At 60.4% G+C, this 22,691-nt stretch carries 24 protein-coding genes; 14 read left to right on the forward strand and 10 right to left on the reverse strand.

Annotation, left to right across the window (positions count from 1 at the left end; translation table 11 throughout):
• Nucleotides 1-104 precede the first annotated feature (104 nt).
• Complete coding sequence (locus J3Q04_RS13520) at nt 105-1,013, forward strand: LysR substrate-binding domain-containing protein (RefSeq protein WP_420766848.1); 909 nt, start codon at nt 105-107, stop codon at nt 1,011-1,013.
• On the forward strand, nt 1,010-1,360 hold the full coding sequence (locus tag J3Q04_RS13525; RefSeq protein WP_420766847.1) for an MmcQ/YjbR family DNA-binding protein: 351 nt from the start codon (nt 1,010-1,012) through the stop codon (nt 1,358-1,360). Before J3Q04_RS13520 ends, J3Q04_RS13525 begins: the two co-directional genes overlap by 4 nt.
• A 4-nt stretch (nt 1,361-1,364) precedes the next feature.
• Here the strand turns inward: J3Q04_RS13525 and J3Q04_RS13530 are convergent, their stop codons facing one another.
• Both J3Q04_RS13530 and J3Q04_RS13535 read right to left on the reverse strand, forming a co-directional pair.
• Nucleotides 1,365-1,787, reverse strand: coding sequence for a DUF1294 domain-containing protein (locus J3Q04_RS13530; protein WP_434563912.1), 423 nt, complete (start codon nt 1,785-1,787; stop codon nt 1,365-1,367).
• Nucleotides 1,784-2,614, reverse strand: a complete 831-nt coding sequence (locus J3Q04_RS13535; RefSeq protein ID WP_420766845.1) for an undecaprenyl-diphosphate phosphatase — start codon at nt 2,612-2,614, stop codon at nt 1,784-1,786. Before J3Q04_RS13535 ends, J3Q04_RS13530 begins: the two co-directional genes overlap by 4 nt.
• 273 nt (nt 2,615-2,887) lie before the next feature.
• On the opposite strand from J3Q04_RS13535, the gene J3Q04_RS13540 reads away from it, so the two are divergent.
• The 9 genes from J3Q04_RS13540 to J3Q04_RS13580 all read left to right on the forward strand — a co-directional run bounded on the left by J3Q04_RS13540 (nt 2,888) and on the right by J3Q04_RS13580 (nt 11,102).
• A complete protein-coding gene (locus tag J3Q04_RS13540; RefSeq protein ID WP_434563908.1) occupies nt 2,888-4,522 on the forward strand; it encodes a methyl-accepting chemotaxis protein in 1,635 nt (544 codons plus the stop codon).
• 235 nt (nt 4,523-4,757) lie between these two features.
• Nucleotides 4,758-5,321 carry a nicotinamide riboside transporter PnuC gene (gene pnuC, locus J3Q04_RS13545; RefSeq protein ID WP_420766843.1) on the forward strand — a complete coding sequence of 188 codons (564 nt, stop codon included), beginning with the start codon at nt 4,758-4,760 and terminating at the stop codon, nt 5,319-5,321.
• On the forward strand, nt 5,318-5,842 hold the full coding sequence (locus J3Q04_RS13550) for an AAA family ATPase (RefSeq protein ID WP_420766842.1): 525 nt from the start codon (nt 5,318-5,320) through the stop codon (nt 5,840-5,842). Before pnuC ends, J3Q04_RS13550 begins: the two co-directional genes overlap by 4 nt.
• 306 nt (nt 5,843-6,148) lie before the next feature.
• Nucleotides 6,149-6,595 carry a hypothetical protein gene (locus J3Q04_RS13555; RefSeq protein ID WP_420766841.1) on the forward strand — a complete coding sequence of 149 codons (447 nt, stop codon included), beginning with the start codon at nt 6,149-6,151 and terminating at the stop codon, nt 6,593-6,595.
• Nucleotide 6,596: 1 nt separating this feature from the next.
• Nucleotides 6,597-7,172 carry an adhesin gene (locus tag J3Q04_RS13560; protein WP_434611267.1) on the forward strand — a complete coding sequence of 192 codons (576 nt, stop codon included), beginning with the start codon at nt 6,597-6,599 and terminating at the stop codon, nt 7,170-7,172.
• Between the two features lie 60 nt (nt 7,173-7,232).
• Complete coding sequence (locus J3Q04_RS13565; protein WP_420766839.1) at nt 7,233-8,210, forward strand: heme utilization protein; 978 nt, start codon at nt 7,233-7,235, stop codon at nt 8,208-8,210.
• 77 nt (nt 8,211-8,287) lie between these two features.
• The gene (locus tag J3Q04_RS13570) at nt 8,288-8,968 is read left to right on the forward strand and encodes a C39 family peptidase (protein ID WP_420766838.1); all 681 of its coding nucleotides are present in this window, start codon (nt 8,288-8,290) and stop codon (nt 8,966-8,968) included.
• Between the two features lie 57 nt (nt 8,969-9,025).
• Complete coding sequence (locus J3Q04_RS13575) at nt 9,026-9,772, forward strand: hypothetical protein (protein ID WP_420766837.1); 747 nt, start codon at nt 9,026-9,028, stop codon at nt 9,770-9,772.
• Between the two features lie 46 nt (nt 9,773-9,818).
• On the forward strand, nt 9,819-11,102 hold the full coding sequence (locus J3Q04_RS13580) for a hypothetical protein (RefSeq protein WP_434563902.1): 1,284 nt from the start codon (nt 9,819-9,821) through the stop codon (nt 11,100-11,102).
• A gap of 286 nt (nt 11,103-11,388) precedes the next feature.
• On the opposite strand, the gene J3Q04_RS13585 is transcribed toward J3Q04_RS13580, so the two are convergent.
• On the reverse strand, nt 11,389-12,714 hold the full coding sequence (locus J3Q04_RS13585; RefSeq protein ID WP_420766835.1) for a sigma-54 dependent transcriptional regulator: 1,326 nt from the start codon (nt 12,712-12,714) through the stop codon (nt 11,389-11,391).
• Nucleotides 12,715-13,057: 343 nt separating this feature from the next.
• On the opposite strand from J3Q04_RS13585, the gene J3Q04_RS13590 reads away from it, so the two are divergent.
• Nucleotides 13,058-13,324 carry a hypothetical protein gene (locus tag J3Q04_RS13590; RefSeq protein ID WP_030142711.1) on the forward strand — a complete coding sequence of 89 codons (267 nt, stop codon included), beginning with the start codon at nt 13,058-13,060 and terminating at the stop codon, nt 13,322-13,324.
• A 113-nt stretch (nt 13,325-13,437) separates the two neighbouring features.
• Here J3Q04_RS13590 and nhaA read toward each other — a convergent pair whose 3' ends face one another.
• From nhaA to gnd, 4 genes are all read right to left on the reverse strand, one after another.
• Entirely contained in the window at nt 13,438-14,583 is a 1,146-nt protein-coding gene (gene nhaA / locus J3Q04_RS13595) for a Na+/H+ antiporter NhaA (protein WP_434611264.1), read from the reverse strand.
• A 207-nt stretch (nt 14,584-14,790) separates the two neighbouring features.
• The gene (locus tag J3Q04_RS13600) at nt 14,791-15,612 is read right to left on the reverse strand and encodes an HAD family hydrolase (protein ID WP_434611262.1); all 822 of its coding nucleotides are present in this window, start codon (nt 15,610-15,612) and stop codon (nt 14,791-14,793) included.
• Nucleotides 15,609-17,129 (reverse strand): glucose-6-phosphate dehydrogenase, encoded by a 1,521-nt coding sequence (gene zwf, locus J3Q04_RS13605; RefSeq protein ID WP_434611260.1) that lies wholly within the window; start codon nt 17,127-17,129, stop codon nt 15,609-15,611. Before zwf ends, J3Q04_RS13600 begins: the two co-directional genes overlap by 4 nt.
• Complete coding sequence (gene gnd, locus J3Q04_RS13610; RefSeq protein WP_434628506.1) at nt 17,126-18,106, reverse strand: phosphogluconate dehydrogenase (NAD(+)-dependent, decarboxylating); 981 nt, start codon at nt 18,104-18,106, stop codon at nt 17,126-17,128. The genes zwf and gnd overlap by 4 nt, the downstream gene beginning before the upstream one ends.
• A 273-nt stretch (nt 18,107-18,379) precedes the next feature.
• Here gnd and J3Q04_RS13615 point away from each other — a divergent pair, with 273 nt between their 5' ends.
• The gene (locus tag J3Q04_RS13615; RefSeq protein WP_196304772.1) at nt 18,380-18,553 is read left to right on the forward strand and encodes a DUF6026 family protein; all 174 of its coding nucleotides are present in this window, start codon (nt 18,380-18,382) and stop codon (nt 18,551-18,553) included.
• A gap of 270 nt (nt 18,554-18,823) precedes the next feature.
• Entirely contained in the window at nt 18,824-20,563 is a 1,740-nt protein-coding gene (locus tag J3Q04_RS13620; protein WP_434611258.1) for a phosphoethanolamine transferase CptA, read from the forward strand.
• 16 nt (nt 20,564-20,579) lie between these two features.
• Here the strand turns inward: J3Q04_RS13620 and J3Q04_RS13625 are convergent, their stop codons facing one another.
• The 3 genes from J3Q04_RS13625 to J3Q04_RS13635 form a co-directional block, all read right to left on the reverse strand.
• A complete protein-coding gene (locus tag J3Q04_RS13625; protein ID WP_420766829.1) occupies nt 20,580-21,074 on the reverse strand; it encodes a GNAT family N-acetyltransferase in 495 nt (164 codons plus the stop codon).
• 54 nt (nt 21,075-21,128) lie between these two features.
• Entirely contained in the window at nt 21,129-22,250 is a 1,122-nt protein-coding gene (gene zapE, locus J3Q04_RS13630; protein WP_434611255.1) for a cell division protein ZapE, read from the reverse strand.
• A gap of 93 nt (nt 22,251-22,343) precedes the next feature.
• Entirely contained in the window at nt 22,344-22,685 is a 342-nt protein-coding gene (locus tag J3Q04_RS13635; RefSeq protein ID WP_434611252.1) for a nuclear transport factor 2 family protein, read from the reverse strand.
• Nucleotides 22,686-22,691: the final 6 nt, after the last annotated feature.

The following is a 22,691-nucleotide window of genomic DNA, read 5'->3' on the forward strand; positions in this document are numbered from 1 at the left end:
CGACCAGGCGATCAATTGAGAACAATCCTATCGATGAAACCAATAGCCGATAAGATACCAACAATGCGATAGTTTGTTCCACTGACAGGACAATCGAGCTGGCCATGCAGGACCTCAACGATCTTTATTACTTCGCCAAGGTGGTCGAGGCCGGCGGCTTCGCGGCGGCCGGGCGCTTGCTCGGCATACCGAAGTCGCGGCTGTCACGGCGTATAGCCGAGCTGGAAGAGCGTCTCAATGCTCGCCTGTTGCAACGTACGACTCGCCAACTGAAGCTGACCGCCGTGGGCGAACGCTACCTTCGCCACTGCCAGGCGATGTTGCTGGAAGCGGAGATGGCCGACGAGGCCGTGGCGAGCATGTCCAGCGAGCCCCGTGGACGGCTGCGGGTGTCGAGCCCGGTGGGATTGGCGCACCAGTTTTTGCCATCGATCATCGAAACTTTCCTGGCGAAATACCCGCAGGTCCAACTGGAGATGATTCTGCTCAATCGGCGGGTGGACCTGGTCAGCGAAGGCATCGACGTGGCGCTGCGGGTGAGAGACCTGGGTGACGAGGACCCACTGTTGATGACCCGCCGCTTGCGCCAGGCCCGGTTGATCATGGTCGCCAGCCCCGCCTTTACCGAGGGGCGGCGAATCGAAACTCCGGAGGATCTACGGCAACTGCCGGTGCTGGGGGCGTTGGAAGCAGATCGACAGGTTCACCTGCGCCTGCTTGACCGCCGTGGCCAAAGCACCGAACTGGCCTTGGAAGCGCGCCTGGGCATCGATGATTTCATCGTGCGCCGCGCCTGCGCCCTCGCCGGCCTGGGCTTTACCCTGCTGCCGAGCATGTATTGCGAAGAGGAATTGCGCGACGGCAGGTTGGTGGAGTTGTTGCCTGGCTGGTCATCCCCCGATGGCTGGCTCTTGGCGGTTTATCCTCACCGGCGCGGTATGCTGCCGGCGGTGCGCGCCTGGATCGATCATTTGGTGGCGGCGTTTGAACAATGTGGAGAGAAAACGCTATGAGCTTGAGCGAAGAGGATGTCGCACGGTTTTGCCTGGGCCTGCCTGGGGTCAGGGAAGACTACAAGTGGGGCGGCGTGCGGGTATTTTCCATCGCTGGAAACAAGATGTTCGCCTTGCAGGGCCTGCGCAGTGATTCGTTGGCGTTCAAGGTCGACAAGGACCTGTTTCTAGGCCACTGCGACCGGCCCGGCATTCACCCCGCGCCTTATCTGGCCCGGGCGCAGTGGATCATCATGAACGTGCCCTACCCGCTGGGCGATGACGAATTGCGGGGGCTTCTGCAACGCTCCCATCAACTGGTGGTCAGCAAATTGCCGAAGCGGACGCAGGTTGGGTTGTTGCTGTAGCGTCCTAGAACAACGCCAGCAGATGCCCACCCAGGAACAACTGATCCACCCAGAACCCCTGGTGCAATAACACGACGAACCAGAACACCACCTGAAACGAAACCTTGCGGGTCTTGTGGCGAAACACCTGTTGAGCCAGCAACGCACCGGGCCAGCCACCGGCCAGCTCGACGGCGTGCAACACATTTTCCGGCGTGCGCCAGGCGTCCGAACGCGCCTTGCGCTTATCGCTCCAGTAGAGCAAAAACGCCACGACACTGACGAGGCCGTAAGCTGTCATCGGCACCCAGGACTCGCCTTGCAGCCCCAGCAGAAGCGACCCAGCGAGCGGCAAGGCGCACAGCAGCGCGAACACGCCCAGCTTGAGCCGCAGGTTCTGCACGGCCCCGCTGGTGTGACGCGCGCCGCGCCGGCCTGAATCGTTCATGGCTTGGCCGCTGTCCAGTCCACCCAGCCAAACTGCCAGGTCGCCAGGATCAACAGGCCGAACGCAATCCGATACCAGGCGAAGACTGCATAGCTGTGGCTGGCGATGAAGCGCAGCAGGCCCTTGACCGCGATCATGGCGAAGATGAACGCGGTGATGAAGCCGATGGCAAACACGGGGAAATCCGCCGGAACGAACAATTCGCGGTATTTATAGCCGGAGTAAACCGCCGCGCCGACCATGGTCGGCATTGCCAGGAAAAAAGAGAATTCCGTGGCGGTCTTGCGCGACAGGCCGAACAGCAGCCCGCCGATGATGGTTGCCCCGGAGCGGGAGGTGCCGGGAATCATCGCGATGCACTGGGCCAGACCGACTTTCAGGGCGTCCTTCCATGTCATGTCATCGACGGTTTCGGCGTGCACCGTGTGCTGGCGCTTCTCGGCCCACAGCATCACCAACCCACCCACTACCAGCGCCGTCGCAACGGTAATGGCGTTGAACAGGTAATGATGGATCCAGTCGGCGAGCAGCACGCCCAATATCACCGCGGGAAAGAAGGCAATCAGTAGGTTGGCGGTGAATCGACGGGCGCCGGGCTGGGTCGGCAGGCCCAACACCACATCAAAAATCTTGCGCCGAAACTCCCAGACCACCGCCAGGATCGCGCCGAGCTGGATGATGATGTTGAACGCCATCGAACGTTCGCCACCAAACCCGAGCAAATCCGCAACAACGATCTGGTGCCCCGTGCTGGAAATCGGCAGAAACTCCGTCAGGCCCTCTACCACGCCAAGAATCAATGCCGAAAAGGCAGTCCACAAATCCATTCATCCCCCAAAAAAAAGCCTGTCTATCCAGGCCTTTCTATATTCAAACATTACGCGGCGAGCGCAGCGGGCTGCACGATAACCGCGACCTTGCAAAAAAAACCAATGAAAAAAGCAGAACCGGCTCAGGTTTTGCGCTGCGGGGCCGAAATCCTATCAGACAAGCCCTGATAACGCTGCCGCGTCATGACCCAGGTCCATCACGCGTACCTGCCGAGCGTTAAAGTGCCGGCCGTCGTTAAATGACAAGAATAAGAACCGGAGTGACAGCGTATGAATAGCTTGCGCAGTGTATCGATCAGCCGACGCTTGTGGCTCATCCTGGTCGTGGCCATCGTGATGTTGTTCACGCTGGGCGCGTTTATGCTCAAGCAGATCCACACGGACCTGTATCAGGCCAAGGTGCAGAAGACCCAACACGTGGTCCAGACCGCCAGCGGTGTGTTGAGCTACTACCATGGCCTGGAAACCGCCGGCACGCTGACGCGCGATGCGGCGCAGAAGCAGGCCCTCAGCGCCGTCCGCGGGCTGCGCTATGACCAGAACGACTACTTCTGGATCAACGACCTGACGCCGGTCATGGTCATGCACCCCACCAATCCCAAACTCGAAGGCCAGAACCTCTCGGCGATCCGCGACCCCAACGGGTTTGCGCTGTTCAACGAGATGGTCACCATCGCCAAGGCCAAGGGCGCCGGGATGGTCGACTACCTCTGGCCCAAGCCGGGCGCCGACGCGCCGGTCGGCAAGACGTCATACGTCAAACTGTTCGAACCGTGGGGCTGGATCATTGGCTCCGGTGTGTATGTGGATGACGTCCAGGCAGAATTCCAGTCCCAGGTGATCAAGGCCGCGTTGATCGGTTTGGCGATTACCTTGGTCATGGGCCTGCTGCTGACGCTGATCGTGCGCAGCATCGTCCGTCCGCTTCAGGACACCGTCAACGCCATGGCCAACATCGCCAGCGGTGAAAGCGACCTGACCCGCACCCTCGACACCCACGGTCAGGACGAAGTCACCCAGTTGGCGCGACACTTCAACGCCTTTACCGCAAAACTGCGGCAAGTCGTGGGCCAGTTGCAGAGCTCTGCCAGCGCGCTGGGGCAATCATCCAGCGAACTGGGCAACGACGCCGCGCAGGCGCAGCAGCGCAGCCAGCAGCAATCCCAACAGATGGAACTGGTGGCGACCGCCATCAACGAAGTGACCTATGGCGTGCAGGACGTCGCCAAGAACGCTGAACATGCCGCCAGCGAAATGCGCGACGCCGAATCCCAGGCCCAGCAAGGCCAGGTCAACATCGACGGCAGCCTGCAACAGATCGACCGGCTTTCGCAGACCATCGACCAGGCCGTGGAAGTGATCCGCACCCTGGCGAGTGAAAGCACCCAGATCGGCAGCGTGCTGGAGGTGATTCGCTCCATCGCCGAACAAACCAACCTGCTGGCGCTCAACGCCGCGATCGAAGCCGCCCGCGCCGGCGAACAAGGCCGCGGCTTTGCCGTGGTGGCCGACGAAGTGCGTCTGCTGGCCCAGCGCACGCAGAAATCCACGGCGGAAATCCAGGCCATGATCGAACGCCTGCAAAACCACTCCGAAGCCGCGGTGAAAGTCATCAGCGACAGCAGCCGGGCCTCGCAGTTGACCATCGAACAAGCGGGCCTGGCCGGTGCCAGCCTCAACGCCATCGGCCAAGCCTTGCGCAACCTCAACAGCCTGAACGCTTCCATCGCCAGCGCCACTCTTCAACAGGCCCATGTGGTGGAAGACATCAACCAGAACGTCACCCAGGCCGCCGGCCTCTCCCACAGCACCGCCGTGGCCGCCGAGCAGTCGAGCCTGGCGAGCGCGCGCCTGAAAGACTTGAGCGAACAGCTGAACGGGTTGCTCAAGCAGTTCCGGGTCTGAGATGCATCCTGCTCGCGATGCGCTAGCACATCCAACATGGATGCCAGCTGACCCGGCGCCATCGCGAGCAAGCTCGCTCCCACAGGGTTGCGAGATGATCTGGAGTGCGGATTTACACCGTAATCCCTTGTGAGCTTGCTCGCGATAGCGCCAAGGCTTTCAGCGCTGAAGTTGGAGCTCTGCGCCCCATAGCGTTTACAATCCCCGCCCTCTCCGACTTCCCCAAGGAATCGCCATGTCCGGGCTTGAACTGTTTGCCGCAGCCCTCGGCGTGATCGCTGTCTGGTTGACCGTCAAGCAGAACCCCTGGTGCTGGCCGATCGGCCTGGTCATGGTGCTGCTGTACAGCTGGATTTTCTTCGAAGTGAAGCTTTATTCCGACATGTTGTTGCAGGTGGTCTACGCGGTTCTGCAGCTGTATGGCTGGTGGCAGTGGACCCGCGCCGGGCGCGATCACGAGGGACGCCAGGTCACTCGCCTGGGCGCGCCGTCGGTGTGGCTCGGCCTTGCCATCGGTGCGGCGGGTAGCTTGATGTTGGGCGGTGCGATGGCCCATTGGACCGACGCCGCGCAACCCTGGCTCGACGCGGCGCTCACCGGGTTCAGCTTGGTTGCCCAGTGGTGGATGGCACAGAAACGCGTGCAGTGCTGGCCGTTGTGGATTGTCCTCGACGTGACTTTCGTGGGTTTGTTCATCTACAAGGATCTGTACCTGACCGCCGCCCTTTACGCCCTGTTTACCCTGCTGGCGGTGCAAGGCTGGCGGGAATGGCGTGCCGACCCGGCGCTGCGCACATGAAGGTGGTGGTGCTGACCGGTCCGGAATCCAGCGGCAAGAGCTGGTTGGCGGCCCAGTTGCAGACTTATTTCGGCGGCGTGCGGGTGGATGAATACGTGCGCCACTTCATGGAACAGACCCAACGCGAGACGTCCCTGGACGACATTACCGCTATCGCCACGGGGCAACTGGCCTGGGAAGATGCGGCCCGGGCGCGACAACCGGCCTTGTTGATCCTCGACACGCACCTGTTGAGCAATATCCTCTGGAGCCAGACGCTGTTCGGCGACTGCCCGGCCTGGCTCGAACCGGCCCTGCTGGCACGCCATTACGACTTACACCTGCTCCTCAGCCCCGAACAGGTCGAATGGATCGGCGACGGTTTGCGCTGTCAGCCTGCCCTCGCCGAACGGGTGATTTTTTTTGATGCCATTGAAGACTGGCTGGTTCGCCACCGGCAACCCTTCCTGAAAATCGAAGGTGACTGGGCGCAGCGCCGCGAGCAAGTTCTGGCTGCCGTCTCCCGGTTGCTCCAAGCGTGATGTTTCATCCCTGATACATCCCGCTCTCGCCAAACGCGGATCCACCGCCGCCTCAAGGGTTTGGCAGCCTGACTGTCAAGTCACTGATACACCTTCTTCCAACCCCGGTTCTGGGGCCAAACAGTGGCCTGTGGCCGGTAGCCCGTCGGCAGGCATGTTTCATCGATGAAACAGATTGCCTGACGCTCGCCTGGTCATTCCCGCAACTTACTGAAAACCCGCGCTTTTCGAAATCCGGCACAACACCTGCTCCGCTCCTTCGCAACGCTGACTAGGGCCAGCGCCAAGTGCAGAAGGAACGAAGTCATGGGGACTATCAACACAAGCTTGACCTGTCTGTTGCTGTTCGGCTGCGCCACCGCGGCAACGCTCAGCCTGCCGGCACAAGCCGAGGGCAACGGCGTCATCGTACTCGACCGTGACGTGCAGCCCGTCCATATCGGTCGCAACGGCGGCAAAGACCCCTACCCGACCACCGTCAACGCCAACCCTTCCGATCGGATCAACCAGGCAACCGCGAGCACTGAGCTCAGCGACGGCGAATTCGCCGGCATTGCCAGCGGCTCGACGATCCGCAACACGGTCAATCCGAATACCGGCGTGCAAGGCCTCAACGTGGTGACCAATCCCAACGGCATGCCGGGCATGAGCGCTGGACACGGTGGCGGTAGCGGCGGCGCCATTTCCGGCACCATCAACCGCTCGCTGAGTTCCGGCCTGGCCCCATTGGGCCGCTTGGCGGGAGGCCAGTGAGATGAATTCGACTTGGCTCCTGATCGCGCTGCTCGGCTCATCCGCCGTGCTCGCCGATCCAGGCGTGGCGGTGAGCCATGCCGATCTGCAGAACTCCGGCAGTCGCTATACCGGCAACCTCAATGTCAACCAGGCGGCCGGGGACCGGACCCAACAGACCAACACCCGGGCCATTGCCATTGGCACCGACGCCCAGGCGACCACCGTCGTGCGGCAACGCCTCGACACGCCGGCCAGTGCATCGATGAACGCAAGCGCGCGCATTGGTGGCAGCTCATTCACCAACGGCAACGGCGTGCTGGGCGTCAACCAGTCCGCCGGCGCCAACAACCAGATGGCCAATGTCATGCGGGTGAGCATCAGTGCCCGCCCGCAAAGCATGGACGACAGCGCCCTGTCTCAACAGAACGTGGCGCTGGTACCGAACTCCGGAGCAACTGACACCCCAACCGGCAGCCGCCAGGTCGCAACGAGCGACCAGGCTTTCACCGGCAGCCGAGGGGTTATCCAGGTGCATCAGAGTGCCGGGGTGGGGAACCGCATGGCTAACACCCTGAGCATCCGGGTCGCTGACTGACCCGGCGCAGCGCATAAGAAAGTACCGACACTTAACCAACGACACGCAAGGAGAAACACCATGAAACCCACAATGGCGCTCAAACCATTGGTTTTCGCTCTCGCCGCTGTCATGGCAATGGCTGCACAGGCTGACGGAAACGGTCACGGCAATGGTCATGGCAACGGCCATGGCAACCACGGCCCTAAAGGGCCAACGCTGGAACAACTGCTCTCCATCAGCGCCGGCGCTGGGGCCACGGTGCTGGATGTGCAGAACAGTGACGGCAACGAAGTGACCAACCAGGCGACCCGAAACACCGCCGAGGCCACTGATTCCCTCAATGGCAGCAACGGCAACATGGGCGCCAACATCGCCGCCGGGGATGGCAACCAGCAGGACAATGCCGCCGCACTGGCCACCGCCGATGAAAGCTTCATCTTCGGCTCGGCTGTCGCCATGTCCAGCGCCACGCAAGTCAATAACAACAACTACGTCAAGAACAACTCCACGCTGAACAACGCGTCGCTCACCAACGCGGGCAACAACGGCTCCGGCAACATCGGCATCAACGTGACCGCCGGCAACTTCAACCAGCAGAAAAACAACCTGGCCATCGCTGTGTCGGGCGGCCGGGTGGCTCAAGCCGCTGCGTCGGCTGACCAGTCTTCCACCGGCCTGGTGGTCGACAACAAAGGCGTGAAGAAAAACGAGGTTGTCACCCTTACCAACAGCTACGAGGCTTCTGGCACCTTCAAGGCCAAAGGCAACGGTACCGTCGAAGATGACGGCGGCTGGGGCAACAGAGGCGGTTACGGTGGCGGTCACGACGACGACAAGTTCAAGTTCTCCGCCGTCGGCACCTTCGAACTGGCCGGCAGCAACACCCAACAAGTGTTGACCCGCGACGGCTGGAAAAACCCTGTGATCAACAACGCAACCATGACCAACTCCATGAACGGCTTCTCCGGCAACGGCGGCGCCAACGTGTCGGCGGGCGTGGGCAATCAGCAGAGCAACTCGCTGTCGATTGCTGCGGGTTGCAAGGCCTGCATGTAAAAAAAGCTTCCCTGTGGCAGCGGGCCCTGCTCGCTCCCACAGGGGGCTTTTCCCGATATCCACTAGGCGTATCGATCATGCGTGCGAGAGCGCTTTGCCTGTGTCTATGCTTTGCCTGCGCGAGCGAAGCCGCGCAGATGCCCGTTGCCGCCCTGCCTGGCGGCATGCTCGTCTACAAACCGGTGCAGAGCGTGCGCGAACGCAAGTTCAGCGACATCGTCGAGCAGAAAACCGACTTCAGCTGCGGTGCCGCCGCACTGGCCACCGTGTTGCGCCAGGCCTATTGGCTCGACGTGGATGAAGAACAGGTTATCAAGGGCATGCTGGTCAATGCCGACCACGACCTGGTTCGTACCCAGGGCTTCTCCATGCTGGACATGAAACGCTACGTCGAAACCATCGGCATGCGCGCCCGGGGCTATCGGATACCGCCGGAGAAACTTTCCGCGGTGACGATTCCAGTCGTGGTCCTGATGGATATACGCGGCTACAAGCACTTCGTGGTACTGCAGCGATCCGACAAGCAATGGGTCTACATCGCTGACCCGGTGCTGGGGCACAAACGCTACGCCCATGACGAATTCGTCAAAGGCTGGAACGGCATCGTCTTCGCCATCGTCGGCCCCGGCTACGACAAGACCAACGCGTTGCGCAGCCCACCGCAACCCCTGACGGCACGCAACAAACTGGACGGCTTCAACCCGGTCAAGGACGCGGAACTAATGGATTTCGGCTTCATTCAGAGCGATTTTTTCTAATCGCCGGACAACTGCCAATAAAAATACAAAAGGAGCAGGAAGCTCCGGGAGCAACACATGAAAACCTCATACTGGCTCACGCTGGCCTGCCTGGCCGCAACGACGTCGGGTCTTGCCCACGCCGGTTTCAAACCCATCGAAGTCAAGGATCAGGAACTCGCCGAGCTTCGGGGTCGTTATGTCATGCCTGGGCGAGTCATCAGCTTTGGCATCGTCATGAGCAGCACCTGGCGGAACGCCAGTGGCGACGTGATCGGCGCGTCAAGCTCCATGCAGATCCAGGCCTCGACGGTCAAACCGCAGTTCTATGTGTCCACCATCAAGCAGACCGGCAACGGCAGCGTCCCGGAACAGGGCAACGGCACGGTCACCGGCGGCGCCGGCCTGGGCTCGGGCCAGGGCGTGACCCAAAGCGTGCGAGCCGCGGGTGACGGCAACACGGCCTATAACAACGTCAGCATCAACGTGAAGGAAAGCAGCCACGCCCCTGCCCTGGCCCCCTCGCAAGGCCAACTGTTGACCAAGGGCCAGACCATCAGCGGCAGCAACGCCGCCGGCAGCGTCGCTGTCACCGCGACCGGCAGCGGCGTGCAGATGGCGATCCAGGCCAACCATAACCAGGGCAATACCCTGCAGCAGGTGGCCCAAGGTGGCTTGTTGCAGAACACCCGCCTGCTGGGTAACAGCAACCTGGTCAACAACATGACCCAGCTCAATGTCGTGCTGAACAACAATGGCCCCAGCACCGGAGCCCTGGACTGCAACCTTACGCAGCTGCGCGGCCTTCGAAACCTCGGATATTGATCTACGCTGATCTCCAATCATTGGGCAAATAGGGACGGCATATTTCATGTATCGATCCGTATCGTTGCGCGCTGTGATGTGTTTAAGCACGATGTTCCCGGCAACTCTGGTGCAAGCTGCACCGGACTCGGACATCGAGGCCCTGAAACAAGAACTTCTAGAGCTCAAGCAACGGTACGAGGTCCAGCAAAAAGCCCTGGCGGTCCTCGAACAACGCGTCCGCCAGGTGGAAGACCAACCCACCGCCCCGCCGCCCAAGCGCCTGGCTAAATCCCCGGCCGACATGAAAGGCAACCAGGGCGTGGCGGGCAGCGGCGCGGCCAGTTCAGGAGGCAGCGGTTACGGACAGTCCCTGGCCGACGATTCGCAGCCGGCCCAGAGCGTCTCCAACCTCTACGATGAGGCCAGCGGCTTCTTCGGCGGCGGAAAATTCAGCTTCGAAACCGGCGTGACTTATTCGCGCTACGACACGCGACAGCTGATCCTCAATGGTTTTCTGGCCCTGGATTCGATTTTCCTGGGCAATATCAACCTCGATCGGATCAAGGCCGACACCTGGACGCTGGACCTCACCGGTCGCTACAACTTCGACAACCGCTGGCAGTTCGACCTCAATGTGCCGGTGATCTATCGCGAATCAACCTACCAGTCCGGTGGCGCCAATCAAGGGGCCGCCGGGGTGACCAGCGAAGAAACCGTCACCCGCGACCCGACCATCGGCGACGTGAATTTCGGCATCGCCTACAAATTCATGGATGAATCGGTCAGCAGCCCGGATGCCGTGGTGACTCTTCGCGTCAAGGCACCCACCGGCAAGGATCCGTTTGGCATCAAGCTGCGCCAGTCCCAGGCCAACACCAACCTGTTCGTTCCCGAAGACTTGCCCACGGGCAACGGCGTCTGGTCGATCACCCCGGGCATCTCCCTGGTCAAGACGTTCGATCCGGCCGTGCTGTTCGGCAGCCTTTCCTACACCCACAATTTCGAAGAATCCTTCGACGACATCAGCTCGACCGTCAACCAGGAGGTGCCTGGCAAGGTGCGGATCGGCGACAGCTTCCAGATCGGCGCGGGTATCGCCTTTGCCCTGAACGAGAAAATGAGCATGTCGTTTTCGGTCTCCGACTTGATCCAGAAGAAAAGCAAGCTCAAGCAGGACGGCGGGGATTGGGAATCGGTGGTGTCCAGCGACGCCAACGCGGGCTACTTCAACATCGGCATGACCCTGGCCGCCAGCGACAACCTGACCATCGTGCCCAACCTGTCCATCGGGCTGACCGACGACGCACCGGATTTCACCTTCAGCCTGAAATTCCCGTATTACTTCTGATGCAAAGGCTGATCATGCAATCGACAACTGAGGGAGATCACAGCCTTGCGCATTAGCCAGGTCGGCGAATCCTGGTGATGGAGATTGCTGGCTTCGATGGCGACATTTACTGGCGCGGGCAATCCCAGTACAAAATCTCGAATGTCATCGCGAGCAAGCTCGCTCCCACAAGTATCGTGGGGGCGTCCTACCGGTCGGTTGTGGGGGCTGGAAGCGACGGACGTATTTGGCCTGATCGAACGACGCGGTCTGGAAAGCTGACTCCCCACTGTGGGAGCGAGGCCGTTCAGCGAATCTGGTGCTTGTGCAGCAGCCGATAGAACGTCGGACGCGACACGCCCAGCACACGGGCCGCCACGCTCAGGTTGTCGCTGTGGCGATTGAGCACGTCGCTCAAGGCCTGGCGTTCGGCGCGGGTCTTGTAGTCTTCCAGAGTACCCATCGGGGCGACGACGCCCTGATGGCTGGCCAGGCCCAGGTCCCGGGCTTCGATCTGTCGCCCTTCCGCCAGTACCAGGCCGCGACGGACGCGGTTGGCCAGCTCGCGCACGTTGCCGGGCCAGTCGTGCATCCCCATCGCCACTAATGCGTCCTCGCTGAAACTGCGAGGTCGGCGACCGGTTTCGTGACTGTAGAAATGGGAAAAATGGCTCGCCAGCATCGCCAAGTCGCCATGACGCTCCCGCAACGGCGCCATCACGACTTGCAGAACGTTCAAGCGATAGTACAGATCCTCTCGGAAACGCCGGAGCTCGATGGCCGCTTCCAAGTCCACATGTGTCGCCGCCAACACCCTGACATCAACGGCAATCGGCTGGCTGCCACCGACTCGCTCGATGTGTTTTTCCTGGAGGAATCGCAGCAGATTGGCCTGCAATTCCAGCGGCAAGTCACCAATTTCGTCGAGGAACAACGTGCCACCGTGGGCGGCTTCGATCCGTCCGATCTTGCGTTGATGGGCGCCGGTGAAGGCGCCCTTCTCGTGGCCAAAGAGCTCGGACTGGATCAGATGCTCCGGGATCGCGCCACAATTGATCGCAATGAACGGTTTGTTACGCCGATGAGACTGGCAATGCAGGGTGCGCGCCACCAACTCCTTGCCGGTGCCGCTCTCGCCGCGAATCAGTACGGGCGATTCAGCCGGCGCCAGTTTGCTTAGTAACTTGCGCAGCTCGCGAATTGGCTTGCTGTCGCCCAGCAGCTCGTGTTCAGGCTGATCGATGTGGACAGAGCCCTGCCCCCGCAACCGCGCCATGCCGAACGCCCGCCCCAGCGTCACCTGGACCCGGGACACATCGAACGGCAGGGTGTGGAAGTCAAAGAACCATTCGCAGACAAAATCCCCGACGTTCTGCAGGCGCAGCACTTCCTGGCTGAGCACGGCGATCCATTCAGTCCCGCTGCGGCTGATCAGTTCCTTGACCGCTTCCGGCCGCTCCAGATGGAAGGGCTGCAAGCGCAAGAGGCCGACGTCACAGCTCCGGTCGCTGGCATGCTCAAGGGAACAGCTGTCGACATCCCAGCCGATGGCGCGCAAGCCTGGCATCAGGCGATGGCAATCATCACAAGGGTCAACCACGAGAAGGCGACGCAACGCACTGGCTTCGATCATGACTGATCCTTGGCGCCAAAATTAAGGAAATATGATTAGAAACAGGCGTTTGGCGAACCTGCATGTAACAGTAGCAAGAAGTTGACACTTGCTTGTATCGATTAGTTATCAAGTCGACCACAAACCGGTTATAAGAAATGCGCTTCGTTAGTTTCCGCGCGTCGAATCTTTCACCACGCTTTCAAACAAAAGCCGAAAAGCCTGGTCTGAAAGAAAATCGAAATTTATTCAAAGATTGTGTGACCTGGTCCCGGGTTCGGGACATCAGTACAAGTAACCCGCCGCACGGTATGCCCAACCGACGGCACATCATTTGATTGGGCACCCTTGAGAGATAAACGCCATGAACGCCCCGCTCCGTATCAACGAAGCTCTTTTGATTGCCGACCGCGCATTCCGTCCTTTCCAATGCGTGGCCTGGGCCCCACAAGACGGTAACGGCGAACTGAGCCTGACCGTCATTGACCGCACCAATACCCATATCGGTCGTACCCAGATTCCAAGTAGCGCCTACACCGACCCGGCGCAACTTGCCGACCTGTTGAAACAGGCCCGTGCCGAACTGAGCCAGGAAGGCTACAAACTTCAATCCTGGTCGATGCCGGAATAACTTCCCCAAGAAATACCGGTTCTTTTTCAGAACCAAAAAAACGGCGCTTTCCATTTCTGGATAAGCGCCGTTTTTTTATAGGTGAGATCAAGCCGTTCGGCGGTCTTCTTCTTTCAAGCCTTGGAAGTGGCGCAAAACCGCAACACCAGAATGCCCGCAAGTGCAGCCAATGTAGAACCAGCCAATACGCCAACCTTCACTTCATCGATCAACAACTGCGCACCGGGGAACGCCAGGTTGCCGATAAACAAGCTCATCGTGAACCCGATCCCGCACAACAACGCCACGCCATATACTTGCCGCCACGAACTGTGGGTCGGCATTTGCGCCAGCCCGGCCTTGATCGCCACCAGCGCGAAGGTGAAGACGCCGAGCTGTTTGCCCAGCAACAGTCCCGCGGCGACCCCCAACGGCACGGGATCCAGCAGATTGCTCAATGACACACCCGCCAGGGAGACGCCGGCATTGGCAAAACCGAAGATCGGCATGATGAGAAAAGCGACCCACGGCGATAACCGTCGTTCAAGCTTGAGGGATGGGGAATCCTCTGCTGGGGCGTCTTTGTTCAGCGGGATGCAAAAGGCAAGTGCGACCCCCGCCAGCGTTGCGTGTACACCGGATTTTAGAACCAGCACCCACAACACCAAACCCAGCGCCAGATAGGGCAACAGTCTGGTTACCCCGGCCTTGTTCATGACCAGCAACACTGCAATCACCCCAGCGGAAGCCGCAAGCATGGTCACGTCCAGGCCGCTGGTATAGAACATGGCAATGATAGCGACCGCGCCCAGGTCATCCAGAATGGCAAGGGCTGAGAGGAAGACCTTGAGAGACATCGGCACTCGGTTGCCCAGCAACGAGAGCACACCCAGCGCAAATGCAATGTCGGTTGCTGCGGGGATGGCCCAACCCGCCAACGTTTCAGAAGAATGCCTATTGACCCAGGCGTAGATAAGCGCGGGGACAATCATGCCCCCCAGGGCGGCAAAACCCGGCAGTGCCCTCTGGCTCCATTTGGCGAGTTCGCCAATCTGCATCTCACGCTTGATCTCGAGGCCTACCAATAGAAAAAATATCGCCATCAGCGCATCGTTGACCCAGTGTTCAACAGACATACCCAGAAAAGAGGCATGCAGTACGCTGGTATAAGTGGTGAACAGTGGGCTGTTAGCCACGATCAGCGCGGCGAGCGCCGAAAACATGAGCACGATGCCGCCCGAGGACTCCGATTGCATGAAGCGTTCCAGTGGCGTGGCCATGCGCGTATCACCGCCCTGAGTTGAGCTATTCCCCATTGTTTCCTCCCATAATCCGATCAGCGTCGGATTCTACCCAATACTCAAGCCAGCGGGGCAGTTGTCTTACAACTTGATGGAAACAAATTTCAGGCTCGGGAAAAAACGGCGGCTGGCAAGCATGACCACCATAAGAAAGAGCCCGCCCAATCATCCGGGATGGAAGGGAAGTCACCGCGGCAGGATGTACCGCTCGATCGCTAACGCCGCACCGTCCTCGGTGTTGGCTGCGGTGACCACGTCAGCCTGGCGCTTGATCGCCTCTTCGGCCTGCCCCATCGCAATTGAAAGCCCCGCGCGGTGGAACATCGCCGGGTCGTTGCCACCGTCCCCCATCGCGGCGGTCTGCTCCAGCGGCACGCCGAGGAACTCGGCCAGGGTCGACAGCGCCTCCCCCTTGTTCGCCTTCATCGCGGTCACGTCCAGATAGATCGGTTGCGAACGCGATACCTGGGCCTGGCCATTGAGCAGTGGGTGCAAGCGCGCCTCCAGCTCCACCAGCAAGTCTGTGTTGGCGCTTGTCGCAACGATCTTGTCAATGCGCTCCAGATAGGGTTCGAAACTGTCCACTTCGACAGGCGGATAACCCAGGCCACGGGTTTCCACCGGCACCATGGGCCCATTGGCGTCGCGCACCAGCCAATCGCCGTCGGCAAACACCCAGACCTCGATGCCGGGCTGATCGGCGTACAAGGCCAGGGTGGCCAGCGCCGCCTCGGGCGGCAGGTAATGCACGGCCAGGAAGGTGCCGTCCGGATGCACCAGCGTACCGCCGTTGAACGCTGCTGTCGGCAGGTCGACGCCCAGCGCCTCGATCTGCTGCAACATTGCCCGTGGCGGCCGTCCGGTGGCGAGGCTGAACAACACGCCGGCCTCGCGCAACGAGCGGACGGCGGCGATGGTGCGCTGGCTGAGGCTGTGATCAGGCAGCAGTAAGGTGCCGTCCATATCACTAAGCAGGAAGCGGATGGGGCGTTTCAGCTGATTACTCATCCGAGGCCATGCCAGACGCGACCGTCGCGAGTCAGCAGATCATCAGCGGCCGCCGGGCCGTCCTCCCCGGCCTTGTACGGCTGCACCGTTGCGTCTTCTCGCCACGCGTCGAGGAACGGCTGCACCGCGCGCCAGCCGTTTTCGATGTTGTCGGCGCGCTGGAACAACGTCTGGTCGCCTGTCAGGCAATCGTAGATCAGGGTTTCGTAACCCGTGGACGGCTGCATTTCGAAGAAATCCTTGTAGGCAAAACCCAGTTCGATATTCGCCATTTCGAGGGCCGGCCCGGGCCGCTTGGCCAACAGGTCGAACCACATGCCTTCGTTAGGCTGGATCTGGATTCTCAAGTAGGTAGGTTGCAATTCGTCGACTTCAGTGTCACGGAACTGAGCGTAAGGCGCCGGTTTGAAGCAGATAACGATTTCCGTGTCGCGCACGCTCATGCGCTTGCCGGTGCGCAGGTAGAACGGCACGCCGACCCACCGCCAGTTATCGATCATGACTTTCAGGGCGACGTAGGTTTCGGTGCTGCTGTCGGGCGCGACGTTGGTTTCCTCGCGGTAACCCTTCACTGCGTTGCCGCCTACTTCCCCGGCCGTGTATTGGCCACGTACCGAATTGGCGCGCGCCTGTTCCACCGACCAGGGGCGGATCGCCCCCACCACCTTGGCCTTCTCGCCGCGCACCGCGTCGGCACCGAAAGCGGCCGGCGGTTCCATGGCGACCATCGCCAGCAATTGGAACAAGTGGTTGGGCACCATGTCCCGCAGGGCGCCGGTGTGCTCATAAAAACTGCCACGGGTTTCGACGCCAACGGTTTCGGCGGCGGTGATCTGCACGTGGTCGATGTAGTGGTTGTTCCAGAACGCCTCGAACAAGCTGTTGGAGAAACGGCTGACCAGAATGTTCTGTACCGTCTCCTTGCCCAGGTAATGGTCGATCCGATAGATCTGCTTTTCGCCCATGACCTTTAGCAGGCAGGCATTGAGCGCCTCGGCGGTGTGCAGGTCGGAGCCGAACGGCTTCTCGATCACCACGCGCCGGAAGGCGTCATCCTGCTCTTGAAGCAGCCCGGCCGCGCCAAGGCGGCGGACCACTTCACTGAAAAAACGTGGCGCGGTCGCCAGATAGAAAACCGCATTGCCAGTGCCGCTGGCGGCGATTTTCGCCGCCAGCGCTTCGTAGGTGCTGTCATCGAGGAAGTCACCTTGGACGTAACTGATGCCTTGGGCCAGCCTGGCCCACAGCGTCGGATCGAGCGCGCGGTCGGGATCGCCGCCCTTGCTCGCCGCTTCGCTACGAATGAAATCTTCGAGCTTTTTTGCAAAATCCACATCGCTGATGGCATTGTGGTCAACACCAACGATCTGCAGGCCATCCCCCAACAGCCCGTCACGGCTGAGGTGGTAAAGCGCCGGCATGAGCAAGCGCTTGACCAGGTCTCCATGGGCACCGAACAGGAACAGCGTGGTCGGTGGCGCAGGTTGAGCCTTGGACTTCCTGCCGATCGAGGTCATTTTTTCGTAGTCTCCACATGGCCGCCGAAGCCAAAGCGCATGGCCGAGAGCATCTTGTCGCCATAGGTCGCCTGCTGACGGGAGCGGAAACGGGCAAACAGCGAACTGGACAGTACCGGCACCGGCACCGCTTGCTCGATGGCGGCCTCGATGGTCCAGCGCCCTTCCCCACTGTCGGCCACTTCGCCGGAAAAGCCATCCAGCTTCGGATCGCTGGCCAATGCATCGGCGGTCAGGTCCAACAGCCAGGACGACACCACGCTGCCACGACGCCAGACTTCGGCGATGTCGGCCAGGTTCAGGTCGAAGCGCTGTTCAGGCGGCAGGCTTTCGCTGGATTTTGTCTTGAGGATGTCGAAGCCCTCGGCGAACGCTTGCATCATTCCGTATTCGATGCCGTTGTGGATCATCTTGACGAAGTGCCCAGATCCGGCCGGGCCCGCATGGATATAGCCTCGTTCGGCGCGATCGTCGTCGGACTTGCGGTCACGGGTGCGTGGAATATCGCCCATGCCTGGCGCGAGGCTTTCAAACAGCGGGTCCAGGCGACGAACGACGTCGGCGTCGCCACCGATCATCATGCAGTAACCGCGCTCGAGCCCCCAGACGCCACCGGAGGTGCCGACATCAATGTAGTTCAAGCCTTTTTCCGACAGCGTCTGGGCGCGGCGGATGTCGTCCTTGTAATACGTGTTACCGCCATCGATGACCACGTCGCCCGGCTCCAGCAGTTCGCTGAGCACGTTGATGGTGTCCTCGGTGGGTGCGCCGGCCGGCAGCATGACCCAGACCGCCCGAGGCTTTTGCAGCCCGGCGACCAGCGCCGACAGGTCCGCGACCCCCGTCGCGCCTTCCTGGCTCAGGTTTTCGACGAAAGCGGCATTGCGGTCATAAACAACGGTGGTGTGCCCATTGAGCATCAGGCGCCGTGCAATATTGCCGCCCATGCGGCCCAGTCCGATGATCCCGAGTTGCATGTGCTGATGCTCCCTACTACAAATTAAGGTGTGTCAAAGGTTTAGCTCAAGGTGACTTGTGGAGGTTAGTCCAGAGCATTGCCGCATAGTTTCCGGGTAAATCGCCCGATCACAAAGGATAACGTTCAATAACCCGCCGAAGACACGTCGACCATGAAAAATAAAAAAGTTCCATCAACGGGCAAAAGTATTCAGAATTGGTGCCGATAAAGAATTGTCGCCAAGAAACTGACGACATCTCTCTAGTTGATGTAGCCATTTGCGAGGTGAGCAATGGGCCCTGTCGTTACCGCACGTCCTCCTCAGACCCTTTACGTGACCATTCGTCGCGACGAACTACGCCTGCTGAAAGAAGAGCGTGATTTGCTGCTTGATGAAGTGACGCAGTTGCGCTTGCAGTTGCAACACGCACAGCTTCCTTACCAGAGCCAGGCTTTGGCTCGCTGATTCTGGCCCAGGCGGCACGTGGCACCGGGCGAGCCGGTGTCACACTGACAAACACTCCCAATTACCCTTTGTGGCGATCGAGCTTGCTCCATCGCCACAAAGCCGTTCCCGCCAAACCAGCGGAACCGGACGCCATGATTCGCCTGCAAAAAACTCACGAAGTTTTCACACCACCCTCGCAATACTCCTGCGCTGACAAATAGTTACGACGCATACTGCCGGCGCCAGATCGGTGCCAGTGGACCCCGTCGGCAAAAGCTGGAGCGCTTGATGAGTGTGTTCAAACGCAGCAAAACGACTGCGAAAAGTTTCGATTGGGCCGGGTTCGGCTGGCTTTTTCTGTTCTTCTGGTATTTTTCCGGCATTACCCAATTGCTTATCCTGGCAAGCGATACCTCAGGTTTCACCGGGTTTCGCCAAGCCTTCGTCATGAGTGCGTTCTGGCTGGCGCCGCTGCTGCTGTTTCCGGCTCGCACGCGCCTGCTCGCCGCGGCGATCGGCGTGGTGCTGTGGGCATGCTCGATGGCCAGCCTGGGCTATTTCTTTATTTACCAGCAGGAATTTTCCCAAAGCGTCATCTTCATCATGTTCGAGTCGAACGTGAACGAAGCCGGCGAATACATGACCCAGTATTTCGCTTGGTGGATGGTGCCGGCGTTCCTTGCACACACCCTGGTTGGCTATTTCCTCTGGACACGCCTGCGCCCGGTCTATTTGCCCCGGGGCCAGGCGATGATCGCCGCCGGCCTGATCGTCGTTGCCGTCGTCGGTTACCCGTTGGTCAAGCAGACCCTGCGTACTGGCACGCTTGCCGGCGGTCTGGAGAAATTCGAGGATCGCATCGAGCCGGCCGTGCCCTGGCAGATGCTGGTGGCTTATCGTCGCTACGGTGAACAGCTGGAAAACATGCAAGGCATGCTTCACAGCACCAGCAAGATCGCGCCCCTGCGCAACCTCAAAGACAGCGCGGCCAACCAGCCCGCGACCCTGGTGCTGGTGATCGGCGAATCCACCAATCGCCAGCGCATGAGCCTGTATGGCTATCCGAGGGAAACGACGCCGGAGCTGGACAAGCTCAAGGATCAACTCGCGGTATTTGACAATGTCATCACCCCGCGGCCCTACACCATCGAAGCCTTGCAGCAGGTGCTGACCTTCGCCGACGAGGAAAGTCCCGACCTCTACCTCAGCACACCGTCACTGGTGAGCATGATGAAACAGGCCGGCTACAAGACGTTCTGGATCACCAACCAGCAGACGATGACCAAGCGCAACACCATGCTCACAACCTTCTCCCAACAGGCCGATGAGCAGGTCTACCTGAACAACAACCGCAACCAGAATGCCGCGCAATACGATGGCGACGTGATCGAGCCGTTCAACAAAGCCCTGGCGGACACCGCGCCACGCAAGCTGATCGTGGTTCACCTGCTCGGCACACACATGAGTTATCAATACCGCTATCCGCCGACCTTCAATAAATTCACCGATCGCCAGGGCGTACCCGCCGGCGTACGTGACGACCAGGTGCCGACCTACAACAGCTACGACAACGCGGTGCTGTACAACGACTTCGTCGTCTCCAGCCTGATCAAGGACTACGCCCGCACCGACCCCAACGGTTTCCTGTTGTACCTGTCGGACCATGGCGAGGACGTCTTCGATTCGCCAGGGCATGACACCCTGGGCCGCAACGAAGGCAAGCCGACCGCGCCGATGTACACCATTCCGTTCATGGCCTGGGCCTCGCCCAAATGGCGCGAAACCCATGACTGGAACTTCACCGGCGACCTGTCACGTCCTTACAGCAGCTCACACCTGATCCACACCTGGGCGGACTTGGCGGGCTTGAACTTCGATGAGCTGGACCGGAGCAAAAGCCTGGTCAGCAATTCGTTCACGGCGCGCCCATTGCTGATCGGCAACCCCTATCAAAGCCAGCATAAGGCGCGGATCGATTTCAGCCTCATGAAACCCAAGGGGCCGGCGGGCCAGGTCGTTTTGAAGTAGCCGAAAAGTCCCGTTGCTACAGGGGTTTGATCCAGAACAACATACGGCCATGGGCCGGGTCGAACATGCCGGCGGCAAAACCGAACTTGGCATAACTGGCCTGGGCCACGGCGTTGCCTTCCAGCACTTCCAGGGTGATCTTGCAGCACCCACGCTGGCGGGCAATATCTTCGACTTTCTGCAACATCTTCTGGCTCAAGCCCAGCCCGCGAAACGCTGGCATCACCGCAACGTCGTGGACGTTCACCAACGGTCGGCAGGCAAACGTCGAGAAACCCTCGAAGCAATTGATCAACCCTGCCGGTTCACCATTTACGAACGCCAGCACACTGAAGGCATGCGCGCGCTTGGCCAGCTCCTGGGGCAAATGCGCAAGCACTTCGGCCGGTAGCGAATGGCCGCCACCCATCGGATCCTCGGCATAGCCGTTGAGCACGTGGCAAATCGCTTCGGCATGGATCGGATTGCTGTAGCTGGCTTGCAATACAAGGATTTCCTTGGCTTCTTCCATGATCTTCCATCTCGTTTTCGGTATGGCCGGCGGCTTGGCCGCGGCGGGATCCGGTCAGGCGAGCTGACCGAAACGTTGCAATTGCATTTCCTGGAGGCGACTGAGAGTACGGCGAAACGGGAATTGCAGATAGCCCTCCGTGTACAACTGGTCCATCGGAACCTGGGCCGACAGATACAACGGCACCTTTCGGTCATAACACTCATCGACCAGGGCGATGAACCGACGGACGCCATCGTCGTGTATCGACAGCTGCGGCAACTCGCGGTCGCCGGCCTCGACCCGCTCCACCCCGTCCTCGGTGCCACGGGCGATACGCCCTTCACGCTGTTCGGCGCTCAGGCACGGGACATCGCTGAGAAGGATGGCGCTGAAACGGTCGCACAGCGCCATGAAGTCGACGGCCGAGAACGGTTGTTCGCAGATATCCGGATAGCGGCTCCAGAGCACCTTGTCACAAGCCTTGAGCGCCATGACCTGGCGATGGCCGACTTCGATCGGCTGACTGACAGGTGCCTGCCCCTTGCTCAACCGGTCGAAGACCTCCGCCAAAGGGTCCGCCTGGGCCGGGTCACGCACCCAGTAGCGCTGCTGCAGCGCCCCCGGGTGCTGGCGGTGGTCTTGCCAGCCGTTGACCGGAACTACTTGCATGTAGCGTTTGATGGACGCAATGGTCGGCAGGAATCGCTCCCGGTTATGGCCGCTGGCATAAAGTTCATCCGGCGGCAGGTTGGAGGTGCTGACCACAACCATGCCCAATTCGAACATGACCTGGAACAGGCGGCCAAGAATGATCGCATCGCCGATGTCCGTGACGAACAGCTCGTCGAAGCACAGCACGCGCACTTCTCGGCTCAACTCCCGCGCAAGCGCCTGCAACGGGTCCGGTGTGCCGGTGAGCTGGAACGAGCGCTGATGCACCCAGGCCATGAAATGGTGGAAGTGTTGCCGACGGGCCGGAACCTTGAGGCTTTCATAGAAGCGGTCCATGAGCCACGTCTTGCCGCGCCCGACCGGCCCCCACAGATAGACGCCCTTGATCGACTTGCGGCCCTCATGCAATGCCTTGTGGCATTGCTCAAGGGCCATGATGGCCAACTCCTGGGCTTCATCCTGGACAAAACCATGGTGTTCGATAGCGTGTTGCCAAGCGCTCAAGGGTGAGTCGAAAGTCATACGGCCCGGGTCCGGAAGGCAAAGGTGGGGAGTATGCCATGCGGGGCGATCCCGTGCGTTTCTCCTCAATCGGGTTTACCCAAACCCCACCCTCTAGACAGAAATATCCAACCGGCTGATCTTCCCCTGCTCATCGAGTCGGAAGGTATAGCGCAACTCGAGCGGGCTGCCAGGGAAGGTCCCGGAGATCAGGTTGTGGACCAGCACCTTTCCGGTACGCTGCTGCACGTTGAGCACTTCCACCCGTGGCTGGTAGCGCCGCGCGGTGTCTTCCATCCATTGAGCGATGGCCCGGGTGCCGACCCGATGGTTGCCTTCATCGAACACATTGGCGTCTTCGGCAAAGAAACGCGTCACCGCCGAGCTGTCGCGGGCGTTGGCGGCGGCAATGTAGCCGGCGATGGCCGGCGCCAGGGAAGAGACGGGATTGGACATGTCAGG

Origin of the sequence: Pseudomonas sp. D4-21 (assembly GCF_051132125.1) — a bacterium.
Classification (GTDB): Bacteria; Pseudomonadota; Gammaproteobacteria; order Pseudomonadales; family Pseudomonadaceae; genus Aquipseudomonas.

Excerpts from the sequence above, each read along its gene's own strand:
- gnd (WP_434628506.1), bottom strand. The coding sequence starts at position 18,106 with ATGCAACTCGGGATCATCGGACTGGGCCGCATGGGCGGCAATATTGCA.
- zwf (WP_434611260.1), bottom strand. The coding sequence starts at position 17,129 with ATGACCTCGATCGGCAGGAAGTCCAAGGCTCAACCTGCGCCACCGACC.
- J3Q04_RS13580 (WP_434563902.1), top strand. The coding sequence starts at position 9,819 with ATGTATCGATCCGTATCGTTGCGCGCTGTGATGTGTTTAAGCACGATG.
- J3Q04_RS13590 (WP_030142711.1), top strand. The coding sequence starts at position 13,058 with ATGAACGCCCCGCTCCGTATCAACGAAGCTCTTTTGATTGCCGACCGC.
- J3Q04_RS13585 (WP_420766835.1), bottom strand. The coding sequence starts at position 12,714 with ATGATCGAAGCCAGTGCGTTGCGTCGCCTTCTCGTGGTTGACCCTTGT.
- nhaA (WP_434611264.1), bottom strand. The coding sequence starts at position 14,583 with ATGGCCACGCCACTGGAACGCTTCATGCAATCGGAGTCCTCGGGCGGC.
- J3Q04_RS13635 (WP_434611252.1), bottom strand. The coding sequence starts at position 22,685 with ATGTCCAATCCCGTCTCTTCCCTGGCGCCGGCCATCGCCGGCTACATT.
- zapE (WP_434611255.1), bottom strand. The coding sequence starts at position 22,250 with ATGACTTTCGACTCACCCTTGAGCGCTTGGCAACACGCTATCGAACAC.
- J3Q04_RS13550 (WP_420766842.1), top strand. The coding sequence starts at position 5,318 with ATGAAGGTGGTGGTGCTGACCGGTCCGGAATCCAGCGGCAAGAGCTGG.
- pnuC (WP_420766843.1), top strand. The coding sequence starts at position 4,758 with ATGTCCGGGCTTGAACTGTTTGCCGCAGCCCTCGGCGTGATCGCTGTC.
- J3Q04_RS13620 (WP_434611258.1), top strand. The coding sequence starts at position 18,824 with ATGAGTGTGTTCAAACGCAGCAAAACGACTGCGAAAAGTTTCGATTGG.
- J3Q04_RS13535 (WP_420766845.1), bottom strand. The coding sequence starts at position 2,614 with ATGGATTTGTGGACTGCCTTTTCGGCATTGATTCTTGGCGTGGTAGAG.
- J3Q04_RS13560 (WP_434611267.1), top strand. The coding sequence starts at position 6,597 with ATGAATTCGACTTGGCTCCTGATCGCGCTGCTCGGCTCATCCGCCGTG.
- J3Q04_RS13600 (WP_434611262.1), bottom strand. The coding sequence starts at position 15,612 with ATGAGTAATCAGCTGAAACGCCCCATCCGCTTCCTGCTTAGTGATATG.
- J3Q04_RS13565 (WP_420766839.1), top strand. The coding sequence starts at position 7,233 with ATGAAACCCACAATGGCGCTCAAACCATTGGTTTTCGCTCTCGCCGCT.
- J3Q04_RS13525 (WP_420766847.1), top strand. The coding sequence starts at position 1,010 with ATGAGCTTGAGCGAAGAGGATGTCGCACGGTTTTGCCTGGGCCTGCCT.
- J3Q04_RS13520 (WP_420766848.1), top strand. The coding sequence starts at position 105 with ATGCAGGACCTCAACGATCTTTATTACTTCGCCAAGGTGGTCGAGGCC.
- J3Q04_RS13625 (WP_420766829.1), bottom strand. The coding sequence starts at position 21,074 with ATGGAAGAAGCCAAGGAAATCCTTGTATTGCAAGCCAGCTACAGCAAT.
- J3Q04_RS13575 (WP_420766837.1), top strand. The coding sequence starts at position 9,026 with ATGAAAACCTCATACTGGCTCACGCTGGCCTGCCTGGCCGCAACGACG.
- J3Q04_RS13530 (WP_434563912.1), bottom strand. The coding sequence starts at position 1,787 with ATGAACGATTCAGGCCGGCGCGGCGCGCGTCACACCAGCGGGGCCGTG.
- J3Q04_RS13540 (WP_434563908.1), top strand. The coding sequence starts at position 2,888 with ATGAATAGCTTGCGCAGTGTATCGATCAGCCGACGCTTGTGGCTCATC.
- J3Q04_RS13615 (WP_196304772.1), top strand. The coding sequence starts at position 18,380 with ATGGGCCCTGTCGTTACCGCACGTCCTCCTCAGACCCTTTACGTGACC.
- J3Q04_RS13570 (WP_420766838.1), top strand. The coding sequence starts at position 8,288 with ATGCGTGCGAGAGCGCTTTGCCTGTGTCTATGCTTTGCCTGCGCGAGC.
- J3Q04_RS13555 (WP_420766841.1), top strand. The coding sequence starts at position 6,149 with ATGGGGACTATCAACACAAGCTTGACCTGTCTGTTGCTGTTCGGCTGC.